Origin of the sequence: Microvirga terrae, from assembly GCF_013307435.2 — a bacterium.
GTDB lineage: Bacteria > Pseudomonadota > Alphaproteobacteria > Rhizobiales > Beijerinckiaceae > Microvirga > Microvirga terrae.
This window is the reverse complement of the sequence record NZ_CP102845.1, coordinates 1,567,817-1,584,874: the sequence shown is the minus strand read 5'-3', so window position 1 is coordinate 1,584,874 and position 17,058 is coordinate 1,567,817. Positions and strand designations below refer to the sequence as shown.

General features: G+C 67.2%; 16 protein-coding genes. 4 read left to right on the top strand and 12 right to left on the bottom strand.

Features of this window, described 5'->3' with window-relative positions:
* Nucleotides 1-234 precede the first annotated feature (234 nt).
* Nucleotides 235-711 (bottom strand): MarR family winged helix-turn-helix transcriptional regulator, encoded by a 477-nt coding sequence (locus tag HPT29_RS07490; RefSeq protein ID WP_173947391.1) that lies wholly within the window; start codon nucleotides 709-711, stop codon nucleotides 235-237.
* A gap of 101 nt (nucleotides 712-812) precedes the next feature.
* Here HPT29_RS07490 and HPT29_RS07485 point away from each other — a divergent pair, with 101 nt between their 5' ends.
* From HPT29_RS07485 to HPT29_RS07470, 4 genes are read left to right on the top strand one after another with little or no spacing between them, the layout of a single operon-like run.
* Entirely contained in the window at nucleotides 813-1,166 is a 354-nt protein-coding gene (locus HPT29_RS07485; protein WP_173947390.1) for a DUF1428 domain-containing protein, read from the top strand.
* An 8-nt stretch (nucleotides 1,167-1,174) separates the two neighbouring features.
* Nucleotides 1,175-1,951 (top strand): VOC family protein, encoded by a 777-nt coding sequence (locus HPT29_RS07480; RefSeq protein ID WP_173947389.1) that lies wholly within the window; start codon nucleotides 1,175-1,177, stop codon nucleotides 1,949-1,951.
* A gap of 17 nt (nucleotides 1,952-1,968) precedes the next feature.
* A complete protein-coding gene (locus tag HPT29_RS07475; protein WP_173947388.1) occupies nucleotides 1,969-2,625 on the top strand; it encodes a glutathione S-transferase family protein in 657 nt (218 codons plus the stop codon).
* 47 nt (nucleotides 2,626-2,672) lie between these two features.
* Nucleotides 2,673-3,377 (top strand): DUF899 family protein, encoded by a 705-nt coding sequence (locus HPT29_RS07470; protein ID WP_173947387.1) that lies wholly within the window; start codon nucleotides 2,673-2,675, stop codon nucleotides 3,375-3,377.
* Between the two features lie 16 nt (nucleotides 3,378-3,393).
* Here HPT29_RS07470 and recN read toward each other — a convergent pair whose 3' ends face one another.
* The 11 genes from recN to HPT29_RS07415 all read right to left on the bottom strand — a co-directional run bounded on the left by recN (nucleotide 3,394) and on the right by HPT29_RS07415 (nucleotide 17,058).
* Nucleotides 3,394-5,070, bottom strand: a complete 1,677-nt coding sequence (recN, locus tag HPT29_RS07465; RefSeq protein ID WP_173947386.1) for a DNA repair protein RecN — start codon at nucleotides 5,068-5,070, stop codon at nucleotides 3,394-3,396.
* 12 nt (nucleotides 5,071-5,082) lie between these two features.
* Nucleotides 5,083-5,979, bottom strand: a complete 897-nt coding sequence (locus HPT29_RS07460) for an outer membrane protein assembly factor BamD (protein ID WP_173947385.1) — start codon at nucleotides 5,977-5,979, stop codon at nucleotides 5,083-5,085.
* Between the two features lie 193 nt (nucleotides 5,980-6,172).
* Entirely contained in the window at nucleotides 6,173-7,117 is a 945-nt protein-coding gene (gene lpxC / locus HPT29_RS07455) for a UDP-3-O-acyl-N-acetylglucosamine deacetylase (protein ID WP_173947384.1), read from the bottom strand.
* Nucleotides 7,118-7,409: 292 nt separating this feature from the next.
* Nucleotides 7,410-9,107 carry a cell division protein FtsZ gene (ftsZ, locus tag HPT29_RS07450; protein WP_173947383.1) on the bottom strand — a complete coding sequence of 566 codons (1,698 nt, stop codon included), beginning with the start codon at nucleotides 9,105-9,107 and terminating at the stop codon, nucleotides 7,410-7,412.
* A gap of 105 nt (nucleotides 9,108-9,212) precedes the next feature.
* Nucleotides 9,213-10,535, bottom strand: a complete 1,323-nt coding sequence (ftsA, locus tag HPT29_RS07445; RefSeq protein WP_173947382.1) for a cell division protein FtsA — start codon at nucleotides 10,533-10,535, stop codon at nucleotides 9,213-9,215.
* Entirely contained in the window at nucleotides 10,532-11,521 is a 990-nt protein-coding gene (locus HPT29_RS07440) for a cell division protein FtsQ/DivIB (protein WP_173947381.1), read from the bottom strand. The genes ftsA and HPT29_RS07440 overlap by 4 nt, the downstream gene beginning before the upstream one ends.
* Complete coding sequence (locus HPT29_RS07435) at nucleotides 11,488-12,411, bottom strand: D-alanine--D-alanine ligase (protein ID WP_173947380.1); 924 nt, start codon at nucleotides 12,409-12,411, stop codon at nucleotides 11,488-11,490. Before HPT29_RS07435 ends, HPT29_RS07440 begins: the two co-directional genes overlap by 34 nt.
* 54 nt (nucleotides 12,412-12,465) lie before the next feature.
* Nucleotides 12,466-13,386 carry a UDP-N-acetylmuramate dehydrogenase gene (murB, locus tag HPT29_RS07430; protein ID WP_173947379.1) on the bottom strand — a complete coding sequence of 307 codons (921 nt, stop codon included), beginning with the start codon at nucleotides 13,384-13,386 and terminating at the stop codon, nucleotides 12,466-12,468.
* Nucleotides 13,386-14,801, bottom strand: coding sequence for a UDP-N-acetylmuramate--L-alanine ligase (gene murC / locus HPT29_RS07425; protein WP_173947378.1), 1,416 nt, complete (start codon nucleotides 14,799-14,801; stop codon nucleotides 13,386-13,388). The genes murB and murC overlap by 1 nt, the downstream gene beginning before the upstream one ends.
* Nucleotides 14,798-15,916, bottom strand: a complete 1,119-nt coding sequence (gene murG, locus HPT29_RS07420) for an undecaprenyldiphospho-muramoylpentapeptide beta-N-acetylglucosaminyltransferase (protein ID WP_173947377.1) — start codon at nucleotides 15,914-15,916, stop codon at nucleotides 14,798-14,800. Before murG ends, murC begins: the two co-directional genes overlap by 4 nt.
* On the bottom strand, nucleotides 15,913-17,058 hold the full coding sequence (locus tag HPT29_RS07415) for an FtsW/RodA/SpoVE family cell cycle protein (protein WP_173947376.1): 1,146 nt from the start codon (nucleotides 17,056-17,058) through the stop codon (nucleotides 15,913-15,915). The genes murG and HPT29_RS07415 overlap by 4 nt, the downstream gene beginning before the upstream one ends.

Genomic DNA, 17,058 nt, shown 5'->3' with positions numbered 1-17,058 from the left:
AATCGTATGTGAGGGTGCTTGAACCATAGCGCTCGGCGGCCGAGTCTCCAGAGGCAGGGGGCCGACAGTGCACCGGATTCGGACCTTCTCCACCTTTCCGCCCCGTCGTCGCCGGCCTTGCGCCGGGAACCCCGATCAGAAAGGCACACCGCTCTTCCGATCGGGACGGCCGAGACAAGCCCGGCGATGACACGACAGGGCGCCGCTCCGGGAGTGCGACCCGGACGGCCATCCTCAGCCTTGGATCGTCCCGGTCGGCGTCGGGCGCGACAAGCCCCTCAGGGCGCCGCGCAGGGCGTCGGGATCGAGGGCCGGCAGCCCCTCCTCGATGGCGCCGTGAAGGTCGCGCCAGATCGGAACGGCCGAGGCCAGAACCCCCCGGCCCTTGTCGGTGAGGCGCAGAAGACGGTTGCGACGGTCGTCGGGGTCGCGGGCGACGGCCACGAGGCCGTCCCGCTCCAGAGGCTTCAGGGCGGCCGTCAGGGTGGTCCGGTCCATGGCGAGCAGCTGCGCCACCGGGGCGATGGAGGGCGGCGCGGGACGATTGAGTGCATTCAGCAGCGAGAACTGCCCCGAGGTCAGTCCGACCGGCCGCAGAGCCTCGTCGAACAGGCGCGACAGCGTGCGGGCGGCGCGCTGGACGTGAAGGCACAGGCAGGCGTCACGGATCAGGTGAGTGGTCTCGAAGGGCACGTCACGGGGGTTTGACATGGCCCAATTATGTTGATATCAACTCATTTGTCAAGGAAAACAGGCGCGGGAAGCGCCGCGACATCCGGCTCCGATTCCAGGAGTCTCAAGGGAGATACGCAATGAAGTATGTCGATGGCTTCGTGCTCGCCGTGCCGGCGGACAAGAAGGAAGAATACCGCCGCCATGCCGCCGAGGCCGCCCCCCTGTTCAAGGAGTTCGGCGCCACCCGGATGGTGGAGTGCTGGGGCGATGACGTCCCGGACGGCAAGCTGACCGACTTCCGCCGCTCGGTGCAGGCCAAGGACGACGAGACCGTGGTGTTCAGCTGGATCGAGTATCCGTCGAAGGAGGTCCGGGACGCCGCCAACCACAAGATCATGACCGATCCGCGCATGCAGGCCATGGGCGAGCAGATGCCGTTCGACGGCAAGCGCATGATCTTCGGCGGCTTCATGCCGATTCTGGATGTGTAAGGTGTCACATGGCCAATCAGCACGGCGACTTCATCTGGTATGAACTTCTCACCCGCGATGCCGACGCGGCCGCGCGCTTCTATGGCGCGGTGGTCGGGTGGCAGGAGCGGCCCGCGGAGGGCTCCGACCGCGGCTACCGGGTTTTCGGGATCCGGGGCGTGGATGTGGGCGGTTTGATGCCCTTTCCGGCAGGCGCCGAGAGCGCGGGGATGCGCCCCACCTGGCTCGGCTACGTGGCCGTTGACGACGTCGATGAGACGGCGTCCGAGATCGTGCGGGCCGGAGGCACCCAGCACATGCCGCCGACCGACATTCCCGGCGTGGGCCGGTTCGCCATGCTCGCGGACCCGCAGGGCGTCATGCTCTACGTGATGCGCGGCGCCATGGACGGAACGAGCACCGCTTTCGACCAGAGCCGGCCCGGCCATTGCCACTGGAACGAGCTCTCCACGAGCGATCCCGCGGCGGCTCTCGCCTTCTACACGGCCCGGTTCGGCTGGACGAAGGGCGGCGCCATGCCGATGGGCGAGATGGGCGACTACCAGTTCATCGACCATGGCGGCCGGACGATCGGGGCCGTCATGAGGCGTACGCCGGATGGGCCGCCGCCGGCCTGGACCTTCTATTTCGGCGTCGAGGACATCGACGGCGCGGCGAAAGCCGTCTCGGGTAACGGCGGCACGATCCACTACGGACCCGCCGAGGTTCCGGGCGGCATGTTCATCGTCGTGGCCACCGACCCGCAGGGGGGGCTGTTCGGCCTCGTCGGCCCGCGCAGGGCGTGATTCCAGGAGGCAACGCCATGACCATCCATGTATCGGCTTTCAAATGGGTGCCGCCCTTCGCGCAGGGCTATGTCCGCGATCTTCGTGTGCGCTGGGCCCTCGAGGAGGCCGGGCTCCCCTACGAGGCGACCCTGATCGACCCGGCCGTCCAGGCCACCACGGCCTATCGGGAATGGCAGCCTTTCGGCCAGGTTCCGGCCTACCGGGACGATGCGGTCGAGATCTTCGAATCCGGCGCGATCGTGCTGCATCTCGCGATGCGGTCCGAGGCGCTCGCACCGGCGGACGAAGCGGGTCGCGCCCGGGTCATGACCTGGGTGATCGCCGCCTTGAACTCGGTGGAGCCGTTCGTGCAGAACCTGGTTCAGCTCGACGTCTTCCATGCGGGCGAGGCCTGGACCAAGGAGCGCCGGCCGCAGGCGGAGGCCATGCTCTCCAAGCGATTGGCCTCTCTCAGCACCTGGCTCGGCGAGCGGGATTATCTCGAAGACCGCTTCACGGCGGGCGACCTGATGATGGCCATGGTCCTGCGCGAGCTGGTCGAGACCGGGCTTTTGGAGCGCTATGCCAATCTCGGCGCCTATGTCCGCCGGTGCACCGAACGGCCGGCCTTCAGGAAGGCCCTCGAGGCGCAACTGCAGCCGTTCCGGGAGAACGCGCCCGCGACCGCCTGACCGGAGCATCCCGACAACCCTGAATGGACCTCGAGACGGAGCCTTCCATGCCCCATACGCTCATACCCGCGGCCGAGCTCGCGCGCCGCTCGCCGGTCCGCTTTCCGAACGAAAGCCCCGAGTACCGCGCCGCACGCACGGCCCTGCTGGCGGAGGAGATCGAACTGCGCCGCCACCTGGAGCGTGTCGCCGCCCAGCGCCGCGCCCTGCCGCCCGGCGGCGAGGTGACCGGCGATTACCGCTTCGAGGGGGAGGACGGCCCGGCGGGCTTCGCCGACCTCTTCGGTGACAAGCCGACGCTTGCCGTCTACAGCTACATGTTCGGGCCGCAGCGTGAACGCCCCTGCCCCATGTGCACCAACCTGCTCGGAGCCGTCGAAGGCAATGGCGCCGACATTCAGCAGCGCATGGCGTTCGCGGTCGTGGCGCGCTCGCCGATCGGGCGGCTCGTCGCCTGGAAGGAGGAGCGCGGCTGGAAGAACCTGAAGCTTTATACCGACCTCAACGGCCACTATTCCCGCGATTATTTCGGCGTTCTGGAGGACGGTTCGGAAATCCCGGGCTTCAACGTCTTTACCCGCCGCGACGGGACGATCCGGCATTTCTGGAGCGGCGAGATGACCGGCGATTCTGCCGATCCCGGCCAGGATCCCCGCGGCGCCCCGGATCTCGCGCCCCTGTGGAACGTGCTCGACATGACCCCCGAGGGACGCGGCACGGACTGGTATCCGAAGCTGACCTACGGGGCTTGAAACCCTGTGTCCGCCCTCAATGGGCGGCCGCCTCGAGCAGCCGCGCCGCGGCCGCGCGGGCCTCCTCGGTGATCGTCGCGCCGGCGAGCATGCGGGCGATCTCCTCCCGCCGCGGCGTCGCCTCGAGCGGGATCACCCGGGTGGCGACCCGATCCTCGGCTCCCCGCACTCCCTCCTTGGCGATGAGGAAGTGGCTGCCGGCCTTGGCGGCGACCTGGGGCGCGTGGGTGACGGCCATGACCTGCACCTTGCGCGCGAGCCGCGCGAGCCGCTGGCCGATGGCGTCCGCCACCGCGCCGCCGACGCCGGTGTCGATCTCGTCGAAGACCAGGGTCGGAGCCGAGCCCTTATCCGCCAGCACCACCTTCAGGGCCAGCATGAAGCGGGACAATTCGCCCCCCGACGCCACCTTCATCAGGGGACCGGGGCGGGTGCCGGGATTGGTCTGGGCCCAGAATTCGATGCGCTCGAAGCCGCTCGGATCCCGGCTGGTCTCGTCGATCTGGATGTCGGTGATGAACCGGGCACGCTCCAGCTTGAGGGGCGGCAGCTCGGCCTGAACGGCGGCATCGAGCGCCTGAGCGGCCTTCTTCCGGCCTGCAGAGAGCGCTTTGGCGCTCTTCACGTAAGCGTCGTCGGCCTCCTTCAGGGCCTTCTCCAGGCCCGCCAGCTGCTCCTCGCCCGCGTCGATGGCGGCCACGTCGTCCTCGAAGCGCGTGCGCAGGGCGGCGAGCTCGTCGGCCGGAACGTCGTATTTGCGCGCGGCAGCCCGAAGGGCGAAGAGACGCTCCTCCGCCTGCTCCAGCTCGCGCGGGTCGTATTCGGTGGCTCGGATCGCGTCCTCCAGGGCCGCCCTCGCCTCGTCGATGGCGACGAGCGCGGCGTCGAGCGCCTTGACGCTGGGTTCCACCAGGGCCGGCGCCTGGGTGCCCCGGCGCTCGAGCTTGCGCACGGCGGCCGAAAGCTCGTTGACCGGCGACGTGTTACCGGCGACGACCTCATAGGCCTCGTTGAGATCCTGGGCGACCTTCTCCGACTGCATCATCACGACCCGCCGCTCGGCCAGGGCCTCCTCCTCGCCGGCCTGCGGATTGAGGGTGGTCAGCTCCTCGACCGCATGGCGCAGGAAATCGGCCTCCTTGCGGGCCTTCTCGATGCGGCCGCGGTGCTCGTGCAGGGCGTGGCGCGCCTCGCGGGCGCGGCGCGAGGCCTCGGCCACGGTCTGGACCTCGCCCGCAAGGCCGCCGAAGGCGTCGAGGATCGCCCGGTGCGTGGCGGGATCGACGAGGGCGCGGTCGTCGTGCTGGCCATGGATCTCGACCAGGGTCGCGCCGATGGCCTTGAGCACCTGCACGCTCACGGGCTGGTCGTTGACGAAGGCACGGGTGCGCCCATCGGCCACCTGCACGCGGCGCAGGATCAGATCGCCGTCGACATCGATGTCGGCATCGGCCGCGATGCGGCGGGCCGGGTGGTCGAGCGGGCAGTCGAACACCGCCGTGACCTGACCCTGGCTCTCGCCATGGCGCACGAGGCTGCCGTCGCCGCGGCCGCCGAGGGCTAGGGCGAAGGCATCGAGCAGGATCGACTTGCCAGCGCCCGTCTCACCCGTGAGGACGCTCAGGCCCTCATGAAAGTGAAGCTCAAGCCTGTCGATGAGGACGATATCGCGGATCGCCAGCTGGATGAGCATGGAGGGTGAGGCTTAGCCCGTACGCTGACTGACCTGGGGAACGCCGCGGAACGCCTTGCTGATCCAGGACTGGGAATCCTCGCGCGGCTCGACGCCGCCTTTGGTCAGCAGAGCATGGGCGTCCTTGTACCAAGGACTGTCAGGGAAGTTGTGGCCGAGAACGGCGGCTGCGGTCTGCGCCTCGTTGACGATGCCCATGGCCATGTAGGCCTCGGTGAGGCGCTCGAGCGCCTCTTCCACGTGGCGGGTCGTCTGGTAGCGCGAAACGACGGTGCGGAAGCGGTTGATGGCACCCGCATAGTTGCGCTTCTGCAGGTAGAAGCGCCCGACCTCCAGCTCCTTGCCGGCGAGCTGGTCGCTGGCGACCTGGAGCTTCTTCCGGGCATCGGCCGTGTATTCGGAACTCGGATAGCGCTGGATCAGCTCCTGCAGGGCCAGAATGGCGCGCTCGGACTTCTCCTGATCGCGGGTGATGTCCGGGATCTGATCGTAATAGGACGACGCCATCAGATACTGGGCGTAGGCCGCATCCGACGTGTTGGGATAGCTCTGGAGGTAGCGCTTGGACGCCGTGATGGATTCCTCATAGAAGCCGCCCTCGTAATTGGCGTAGGCCTCCATGATCAGGCCCTTGCGGGACCATTCGGAATAGGGAAACTGCTTGTCGAGGCTGCTGAACTTCTTCACCGCGCCGTTGAAATCGCCCTTCTGCACCCGGGCCAGACCATCGTTGTAGATCTCTTCCGCCGGGGCACCCGTGACGATCTCGGGCTTGTAGGTCTCGCTCTTGTCGAACGGATTGAGCGACGAAAGGGATTCGCAGCCCGCGAGCCCCAAGGCGCAGACGCCAAGGATCAGAGCGCGGGCGGACGCGCCTTTCATACCTGCATAAGCCTTCGCGAACGACATGCCTCGCGGTCCTCCAAAAACCGTGCCCGATGTTTTAACGATGCACCGAGCGTTCTTTAGCCCAAGCATGGGGCCAGAGCCAAGCCCATACGTGATGGTTTACCCAACAGGAATTAAGAAAGCCTGCACGAAATCATGCGGCCAATGGGCGCTTGCTGCCTGGAGCAGGGAGACGGAGCCGCCGGACGGCGACTCAGTGCATCTCGGGAGCGAGAACCGAGGCCGCCATGCTGCCGATCTCGGCATAGCCCGTCTCGCGGCGCGGAACGGCGTCCACGATGGCGTAGTTGGAGCGGCTCGAGAACAGGGCCTCGAGCACCGAGAAGTTCATGCGGTGACCGCCGCAATAGGACCGGTAGGTGCCGAGCAGGGGCAGTCCGGCCAGGGACAGGTCGCCGACCGCGTCGAGCAGCTTGTGACGGACGAACTCGTCCGCGTAGCGCAGGCCCTCGGGGTTCATGATGCCGTCGTCGCCGATGGCGACCGTGTTCTCCAGGGAGGCACCGAGCGCGAAGCCGGCGCTCCAGAGCTTCTCCACGTCCCGCATGAAGCCGAAGGTGCGGGCGCGGGAGATCTCGCGGCGGAAGACCGAGGGTGAAAGGTCGACGGCCTTGCGCTGGCGGCCGATCACCGGGGTGGGGAAATCGATCTCCACGTCCAGGCGGAAGGCGCGGTCGTTGGGAAGAAGCTCGGCAAAGGCTTTGCCCTGCGTCACGCGCACGGGCTTGAGCACCTTGAGGTAGCGGCGCGTCGCGCCCTGAACCGCGATGCCGACCTGGTCGATCGCATCGATGAACGGGGCCGAGCTGCCATCCAGGATCGGAACCTCCGGCCCGTCGATCTCGACGAGCACGTTGTCGATGCCGAGGCCGGACAGAGCCGCCATCAGATGCTCGATGGTGGCGACCGCGCCCGTGTCGCGGTCGCCGATCACCGTGCAAAGCTCGGTGGCGGTCACCGCCAGATGCCGAGCGTCGATCAGTCGGTCCAGGCCACCGGACAGGCCGGTGCGCAGGAAAGCAATGCCATGGTTCACTTCAGCCGGATGAAGGATCATCTTCACTTCATCCCCGGAATGGACTCCGGTTCCAACGAGGGTCACGGCGGCGCGAAGCGTGGTTTGCTGGCTTTGCTTCATTATTCCTGAACCTCAACTACCCTTGTCGCCAAACTGAGCCTGTTTCGCCGGGGAAGCTGCATTTGCTGCGTTGTGACTTCCGACCGGCAGGCTTCTCATTAGCGCTGCCCCTTTGATGTGAGGGCACCTTAGTCCCCCTGCCAGGCTAGGCCAAATCACGCTTTCTTACTTTGTGTTACAATTGGGATAACTCCCAAGTCATTGATGTTAATGATTTTTTAACAAAGAAGGCCCCCAGCCGGACAGGGCTGGGGGCCTTTTGCAACAATTCCTAACGTTACGTTAGGTCAAGTTAGTTGGCCTGACGGCGCAGGAAGGCGGGAATCTCCAGCTGATCGTCCTCGGAGTGAGCCCGGGGAGCCTGGGCCATCGGGGCCTGCGCGGGACGCTGAGCCTGGGGCGGAACGGGCCGGCGGGCATACTCGGCATGGACCGACGACATGGGCTGGCGTGGGGCCTCCTGGCGCGGCTCGGCGGGAGCGTGCTGGGGCTCCTCGCGGCGGCCGAAGCCGATGGTCGCGAGGCGCTGGATCAGGGACGGCTTGTGCTCGTGGGAGGGCTCCTCCCCACGGCTGGCCCGGATCTGGTTCTGGGCCGGCATCGGGAGTTCGTCGATCCTCGGCATCCGGGCCGGACGCATGGCGCGCTCTGCCTGGGGCGGGATGAACGCTCCCTGCTCTACCGGCTCCTCATAGACCGGCTGCTGCGGAGCCGGAGCCTCGTAGGCCACTGCCTGGCGGGGCTGAGCCGGCGTGAGGACCACGTCGTCGCGAATCACCGGCTGCGGGGCCGGTTCGACCGGCTGGGCGACGGCCACGGGAGCGACCGCGGCGACCGGGGCCATGGCGGCCACGCTATGGGACAGGGACGGAGCCGCCTTCACCGGTTCGGCTTGGGCGGCGGAGCGAAAGGTCGGCGTGACTTGAGGGGACGTCGCGCGGGCCCGGGCCTCGGCGCGCAGGCGCTCGGCCACCTCGGAGATCCGCTGCTCGGTGGCCGTCAGATCACCGCCGTTCTCCAGCATGGCATGGTCGATGCCGGTAGCCACGACGGACACGCGGATGATGCCCTCCAGGCTCTCGTCGAAGGTTGCGCCGAGGATGATGTTGGCATCCTGGTCCACTTCCTCGCGGATGCGGGTCGCGGCCTCGTCGAGCTCGTAGAGGGTGAGATCGTTGCCGCCCGTGATCGAGATGAGCAGGCCGCGCGCGCCCTTCATCGACACGTCGTCGAGGAGCGGGTTCGCGATGGCCGCCTCGGCCGCCCGGATGGCGCGCTTCTCCCCGGAAGCCTCGCCGGTGCCCATCATGGCCTTGCCCATGCCGCGCATGACGGAGCGCACGTCGGCGAAGTCGAGGTTGATGAGGCCTTCCTTCACCATCAGGTCGGTGATGCAGGCGACGCCGGAATAGAGCACCTGGTCGGCCATGGCGAAGGCGTCCGCGAAGGTCGTCTTCTCGGTGGCGACGCGGAACAGGTTCTGGTTCGGGATCACGATGAGCGTGTCCACCGCCTGCTGCAGCTCGTTGATTCCGGCTTCCGCCAGACGCATGCGGCGCACGCCTTCAAACTGGAACGGCTTCGTGACGACGCCGACCGTCAGTATACCGAGCTCGCGGGCCGCCCGCGCCACGACGGGAGCCGCGCCCGTGCCGGTGCCGCCGCCCATGCCGGCGGTGATGAACACCATGTGCGAACCGGCGAGCTGATCGCGGATCTCGTCGATCACCTCTTCGGCCGCCGCGCGGCCGACTTCCGGCTGAGAGCCGGCCCCGAGGCCCTCGGTGACCTGGACGCCCATCTGGATCACGCGCTGCGCCTTGGAGGAGGCCAGAGCCTGAGCGTCGGTGTTCGACACCACGAACTCGACGCCTTCGAGACCCGATTCAATCATGTTGTTCACGGCGTTTCCACCGGCGCCACCGACGCCGAAAACCGTGATGTGCGGCCTGAGTTCCCGGATGTCCGGAGCTTGCTGATTGATAGCCATGACCTGTGCCTCTTCTGGCCTTGTACTGATGAGCGTTTGGCGGACGCTGACCCTTGTTAACTTGAACTCATCACGATGGCCCGCCGCGCCAACGCGTTACTCGACTTAAAAACTCTCGCGAATCCACCGGCCCACTCGCGAGAAGTAGCCGTCGGTTCCCGTACTCTGAAACAAGCCGCTGGACCGCGGCTCGAAATACTCGATGTGTGCCACCTGCGGATAAACCAGGAGGCCGACCACCGCCGAAAAGGCGGGGCCCTTTGCCGCTTCAGGCAGACCCTTGATGCCGAGCGGACGCCCGACACGAACCTGGCCCTGCAAGATGCGGCGCGCCGTTTCCGGCAGCCCGACGAGCTGGCTTGCGCCGCCCGTCAGCACGACCCGCCGTCCGGCCTGGGCCGCGAAGCCCGCACCTTTCAACCGGTCGCGCACGAGTTCGAGAACTTCCTCGACCCGCGGCTTGATGATGCGAACGAGGTGCGATTTCGGCAGATGATTCGGAACGTCCCGTTCGTCCTCATCGACCTGCGGCACCGCGATCATGTCCCGGTCATCCGCGCTCGACGTGATGGCGGAGCCGTAGAGAGTCTTGAGCCGTTCGGCGGCGGACACGCGGGTCGTGAGACCGCGCGCGATGTCCATGGTCACGTGATGACCGCCGACCGCGATGGCATCGGTATGGACCAGATGCCCGTTGGAGAAGATGCCGACGCTCGTGGTGCCGCCGCCCATGTCGACCACGGCGCAGCCCATGTCGGCTTCGTCGTCGACGAGCGCCGAGAGCCCGGCCGCGTAGGGCGTCGCGATCACGGCTTCGACGCCGAGATGGCAGCGTTCGACGGCAAGCATCAGGTTGCGCGCCGCCGCAGCCTCCGACGTGACCACGTGCAGGTCCGCACCGAGGCGCTCGCCGATCATGCCGGCGGGATCGACGATGTGGTGCTGCTGGTCGAGCGAGAAGCCGGTGGGCAGAGCGTGCAGAACAGTCCGGCCGCGGCGCAGATCGTAGCTCGAAGCCGCATCGAGAACGCGGTGAACGTCCCCGGAGCCGACGGCGCCGCGCACGGGAATGTGCGCCTCGAAATGCTCCGACGCCAGACGCCCGCCGGTGAGGTTGACGATCACCGACTGAATCTCGACCTTCGCCATCCGCTCGGCGGCATGGACCGCCTGACGGATCGCGGATTCGGCCGCTTCGAGATCGACGACCACGCCGCCCTTGAGGCCCGTGGACCGTTGATGGCCGATGCCGAGGATGCGCGCCACGTGGGTGCGGCTGCGCAGGGATTCGACCTCGTCGGCCGGCTTCAGTTCCGCCACCACGCAGACGACCTTGCTCGTGCCCACGTCCAGGACCGACAGGATGGCGCTCTTGCGCGCCGACAGCGGCTTCAAGCGTGGCGTCAAACCGTGACCCGAGAGACTCATGTATCGACCCCCTTGCCGCGCATTGGTTTTTTCTTGAGCGCCTCGGCGCGGGCCAGGGCTGCCTCTTCCGTCAACCGGACGACGACGCGATCCGCCATGCGCAGATCGATCGCCAGAACGTCCTTCTCCAGAATCTTCTGCTCGTTCTCGAGCTTCACGAGCCGGGCCAGCGCGTCGGCGGCCTTCAGCTCCGGCAGGCGCACGTCCATGCCGTTGTCCATCTTGAGCGTCCAGCGCCGCCCGGCCACGAGGGTGCCCGCACGGATGCGGCCCTTGAGCGGACCCGCGGCCTCGAGGAGCGCGAGATATTCCTTGCTGCGGGAGTTGGCGCCCTCGCCGACCACGAACGGAAGGTCGAGGTAGCGCTCGTCCTGCATCAGGTCGATCACGGTGCCGTCCGCCGCGATCACGAACAACTCGCCGTTGTTCTGCCAGATCCCGTGCGCCTCGCGCTCGGTGAGCGTGATGACCAGTTCGTTCGGATAGAGCTTGCGCACCGTGGCCGACTTGACCATCGGAACGCGCTCCAGGCGCTCGCGCAGACCATTCACGTCGAGAAAGGCCAGCGACTGCTTGGCATTGATGCCCGCCGCGGCCAGGACCTCGGTCTCACTCATCTGCGAGATGCCGGAGATCGTCACCTGATCGAGGCCGAGACCGACAGCGCGCGCGAGGGCGTGATGCGGCTCGCCGTAGGCGCGGATGAAGCCGTCGATGTGACCGCCCTGCCAGAGCCCGAATCCGACCACGGTGGCGAAGAATCCGAGCGCCAGGCCGCTTCCGAGAAAGCGCGGAAGGCGCTGTTCGAGGGGACGACCCACCGAGCGCCGGCGGACGCTGCGCGAAGAACCGAAAAGCTTTGTGATCCGCAGGGGCTTCCCAACCGGGGAGGCCCCTGCCCCCCGCCCCGCGGAGGCAGGGCGCGCAACGGCGAATCCGGCCGGGTAGGCCGTCATCGGTTGCAGGTAGCGTCCTCCACCATCCATTGCACAAGCTCGCCAAACGAATAGCCCGCGTGGGCTGCCAGTTCTGGCACCAAGCTCGTCTCGGTCATGCCGGGTTGCGTGTTGACTTCAAGAACGACGAGTTCCCCGGTTCCCCCAGGAGTGTCGTCGTACCGCAAGTCGGCGCGGCTGATTCCCCGACAGCCGAGCGCTTGATGCGCCGTTAACGCCAACTCTTGGACCTTTTGGTAAATATTCGGTTTAATTTCTGCCGGGAGGACGTGAATGGAGCCCCCCTTCACATATTTCGCATCGTAATCGTAGAAGACCCCGGTGGCGGGCTGGATGTCGATGACCCCAAGCGCCCTGTCGCCCATGACCGCGCAGGTCAGTTCCCGGCCCGCAACATATGATTCCACAAGGACTTGCTCGCCGAAGGCCCAATCGTCCCGGGTCAGCTCCTGGGGCGGATGGGAGCGGTCCTCGCGGACGATGATGACGCCCACCGACGAGCCCTCGCTGATCGGTTTGACCACGTAGGGCGCCGGCAGGACGTGGCTTTTCGCCGCCTCGAGGCGGTTAACGACTTTCCCCTTGGGCACCGACACGCCGGCGGCCGCCATGACCATTTTGGCCTTGTCCTTCTGCATGGCGAGCGCCGAGGCGAGAACACCGGAATGGGTATAGGGAATCCTTAAGATTTCGAGCAGACCTTGGATGGTTCCGTCCTCGCCCACGCGCCCATGGAGAGCGTTGAACACCACGTCAGGCGCAACGGCCTGGAGAACGGTGGCGATGTCGGGCTGCACGTCGATGGGGGTGACCTTGTAGCCCTGCCCCTCGAGGGCCCTGCAGCAGGCCCGGCCGGAGTTCAGGCTCACCTCGCGCTCCGCCGACCAGCCGCCATAGAGGACGGCAACGTGCTTCGCCATGGATCTCTCCCGTCATGCGCCCCGGCGACACCGGGAATTGAAAAGTGATTCGAATCAGGCCTTCGCGATGCCGACCCGCTTGATTTCCCATTCGAGCTCGACGCCCGACGTTTCGCGGACGCGACGGCGCACCTCTTCGCCCAGCCCCTCGATCTCGGCCGCCGTGGCGGAGCCGTGATTGATCAGGAAGTTGCAGTGCATCTCCGACACCTGGGCGTCGCCGATGCGGAGCCCGCGGCAGCCCGCCGCGTCCACCAGCTCCCACGCCTTGCGGCCGGGAGGGTTCTTGAAGGTCGAGCCGCCCGTGCGGGTGTTGACCGGCTGGGTCGAGGAGCGCGCCTCGGTGATGGCGTTCATCTCGGCCAGGATCTCGTCCGGATTGCCCGGGCGGCCCTCGAACAGCGCCTCGGTGAAGATCACGTCGTCCGGCACGCTCGAATGGCGATAGGTGAAGCCCATCTGCGCGTTGGTGAAGCTCACCGCCTCGCCGGTCCGCGTGACGCCCTTCGCCTCGACGAGCACGTCCTTCGTCTCGCCCCCGTAGGCGCCGCCGTTCATGCGCAGCGCACCGCCGACGGCGCCCGGGATGCCGCGCAGGAAGGACAGGCCCGCGATGCCGGCTTCCGCCGCCGCGCGCGCGACCTTCACGTCGGGGGCGCCGGCGCCGGCGCGGACCCGATGTCCGGCCTCCACCGACACTTCGGCGAAGCCCTTGCCCAGGCGGATCATGACGCCCTCCCAGCCGCCGTCGCGGACGAGGAGGTTCGAGCCGAGGCCGACCACGAGAACCGGCACGCTGCGGTCGAGCCGGCGCAGGAAATACGCGAGATCGTCCGTGTCGACCGGGGTGAACAGCACCTGAGCCGGGCCGCCCGTGCGGAACCAGGACAGCGGCGCGGCTGGCGCGTTCGTCTCCAGCTTGCCGCGCAGCTCCGGCATGCGGGCCTTCAGGTCGGGAACGATGTCCGCAAACATCACGCCGCCTTCTCGCCCAGGTGCTCGAGCTCGCCCGGCAGCGCATAGGCCCATTGGGTGATGTTGCCGGCCCCGAGGCAGATCACGTAATCGCCCGGCTTCGCGATGCCCTTCACGAGACTCGCGAGATCTTCCGTTCGCTCCAGCGCCATCACGTTGCGGTGGCCGCGGGCCTTGAGGCCCGACACGAGGCTGTCGCGGTCGGCGCCCGGGATCGGCTGCTCGCCCGCCGCATAGACCGGCGCGACGATGACCGCGTCCGCATCGTTGAAGCACGTGCAGAACTGATCGAAGAGGGCCGACAGCCGCGTGTAGCGGTGCGGCTGCACCACGGCGATCACCTGGCCGTCCGTGGAGGCGCGCGCGGCCTTCAGCACCGCGGCGATCTCGATGGGATGGTGACCGTAATCGTCGAACACGGTGACGCCGTTCCAGTCGCCCGTGCGGGTGAAGCGGCGCTTCACGCCGCCGAACCCGCCGAGCGCCTTGCGAATCGCATCCGGCGTGACGCCGAGCTCGTGCGCGACGGCGATCGCCGCCGTGGCGTTGAGCGCGTTGTGCGCGCCGGGCATCGGCAGGACGAGGTCCTCGAGCTCGAGACGGAAGCCCGGACGCCGGTCGCGGATCATGACGCGGAAGCGGTTCTGCCCGCCACGCGAATCCACGTCCATCAGGCGCACGTCGGCCTGCGGGTTCTCGCCATAGGTGATGATGCGGCGGTCCTCGATGCGCCCCACGAGGTCCTGCACGGTGGGATGATCGATGCACATCACGGCGAAGCCGTAGAACGGGATCGAGTTGATGAAGGAATGGAAGGACTCCTTGATCGCGTCGAAGGTGCCGAAATGGTCGAGATGCTCGGCGTCGATGTTGGTCACGATGGCCACGTCGGCCGGCAGCTTCAGGAACGTGCCGTCGGACTCGTCGGCCTCCACCACCATCCACTGGCCGTCGCCCATGCGGGCATTGGTCCCGTAGGCGTTGATGATGCCGCCGTTGATCACCGTCGGATCGAGCCCGCCCGCATCGAGGAGCGTGGCGACAAGCGACGTGGTGGTGGTCTTGCCATGGGTGCCGGCCACCGCCACGCAGGACTTGAAGCGCATGAGCTCGGCGAGCATTTCGGCGCGGCGGACGACCGGCAGGCGCTTCTCGCGGGCGACGATCAGCTCCGGGTTGTCCCGCTTGATCGCGGTCGACACCACGACGATCTCCGCCTCCTCCACGTTCTCCGCCTTGTGGCCGATGAAGGTCTTGATGCCCTTATCGCTCAGGCGCTTCACGTTGTAGTTGTCGGCGGCGTCCGAGCCCTGCACCGTGTAGCCCAGATTGTGCATGACCTCGGCGATGCCCGACATGCCGATGCCGCCGATACCGATGAAATGAATGGGACCCAGCTTCGGCGGCAGTTTCATGAGGTTTTTCCGTTATTGTTCGATGCAATGAGAGTGAGAACGGCCTGAGCAAGACGCTCCGCCGCATCGGTGATTCTGGCGCTATGTGCAGCGGCGGCGGCTTTGGTCAAGCGGTCAGGCTCTTGAAAAATGAGCTGAATTTCGTTCGCCAGCCGCTCAGGGGTGAAGTCGGATTGCGGACAAACGATGGCAGCGCCCAGATCTCCGAGGGTTTTGGCGTTGGCCGCCTGGTCCTGATCGAGGGAGCCCGGCAAGGGCACGAGGATGGAGGGCCGGCCGATCACGGCGAGTTCCGCCACGGTCGAGGCGCCCGAGCGCGAGACGACCAGACCGGCCTGCGCCAGACGATGGGGCAGGTCCTTGAAGAAGGGCTCCGCGTCGAATTCCACACCCAGATTGCGGTAATGTGCCCGGACCCGCTCCAGGTCCTCGCCCCGCGCCTGCTGGGTGACCACGAGGCGCGCCCGCAGATCCGGCGGCAGGCGCTCGATGGCCGGGGGCACCACGTCGCTCATCACCCGTGCGCCCTGGCTGCCGCCCACCACGAGGAGACGGAGCTTCCCGTCGGGCTCCAGGCTCGCATAGGGGTGTTTCGCCGCCTCCAGCACCGCGGGACGGATCGGGTTCCCCGTATGGATGACCTTGCCCGGCACGTTCGCCGGAATGCCCTTGATGGCGGCGAAGCCCGTGGCGATCACGCCGGCGCGGCGGGCAAGCAGCCGGTTGGCGCGTCCCATGACGCCGTTCGCCTCGTGGATCACCGTCGGGACCCTGAGGAACGACGCGGCGAGAACCGGCGGCACCGTGGGATAGCCGCCGAAGCCGACCACGACGGCCGGTTTCATGTGACGGATGAGGGAGGCGGCCTTGATCGTCCCCCGTCCGAGGAGCAGCGCCGCCTTGGCCATCTGCGGCACCGAACGGCCGGAGGGCGTGGCGGACGGGATCTCAACGATCTCGTCGGCCGGGAACGAGCCCGCATAGGCGTTGGCGCGCTTGTCGGTGGCGAGCGCCACTTTGGCCCCTGAGGCCTTCAGGGCATTGGCGAGCGCTTCGGCCGGGAAAAGATGACCGCCGGTTCCGCCGGCGGTCAGGAGGATGAGGGGAGCGGTCATCCGCGCGGCCAATCCTGATTGAAATTGTCCAACATCTCGGCGCGCGGCCGACGGCGCGTGAGCGCGATGAGGAAGCCCATGCCGAGCGCGAGCGACAGCAGCGACGAGCCGCCATAGGAGATGAAGGGCAGCGTCATGCCCTTGGCCGGCATGAGATGCACGTTCACCATCATGTTGATGCAGGCTTGCAGGCCGAACATGAAGATGAGCCCCGTGGCCGCCAAGCGGCAGAACGTGTCCTCGTTGCGGCGGGCGAGCGTCAGGCCGCGCAGCACGATGAAGGCGAAGACCACCAGCAGGGCGATGCACACGATGATGCCGAACTCCTCGGCCGTGACGGCGAAGATGAAGTCCGTATGCGCGTCGGGCAGGATGCGCTTGACGGTTCCCTCGCCCGGGCCGCGTCCGAGCCAGCCGCCGCGGGAGAAGGATTCCATGGCGGTGTCGACCTGAAACGTGTCGCCCGAATCCTTGTCGAGGAAGCGCTCGATGCGGGCCCGCACGTGCGGCAGGAATTCATAGGCCGCCACGATGCCCACGAGACCGGCGCCGCCGAGCCCCATCACCCAGAACCAGTGCAGGCCGGCGATGAAGAACAACCCGCACCAAACGATGGTGACCAGCATGGTCTGGCCGAAATCCGGCTGGAGGATCAGCGGCACGATGGTGGCGGGCAGGAGGAGAAAGGCCAGGAGCGTGCCAGGCACGTCCTTACGGCGCGCGCCCTCCGAGAACGCCCAGGCGGACAGCACCACGAAGGCGGGCTTCACGAATTCCGACGGCTGCAGGCCGAGGGGGCCGATCATGATCCAGCGATGGGCGCCCTTGATCTCGGGCCCGTACTGGAAGGCCAGCAGGATCAGCGCCATGCCGACCGCATAGACCAGCAGAGCCAAGCGCCGGATGTGGCGCAGGGACAGGAACGATACGGGGATCATGATGAACAGCGCCGGGACGAGGAACATCACCTGCCGGTTCACGAAGTGGAACGTGGAAAGCCCGAGGCGCTCCGCCACGGGTGGACCGCCCGCCATGAGGAAGACGAGGCCCGCCAGCATGAGGATGGCGAGGCCGGCGAGGAGCAGGCGGTCGACAGTCCACCACCAATCGCCGAAGGCCGAGCGTTCCGCGCGTGACACCAT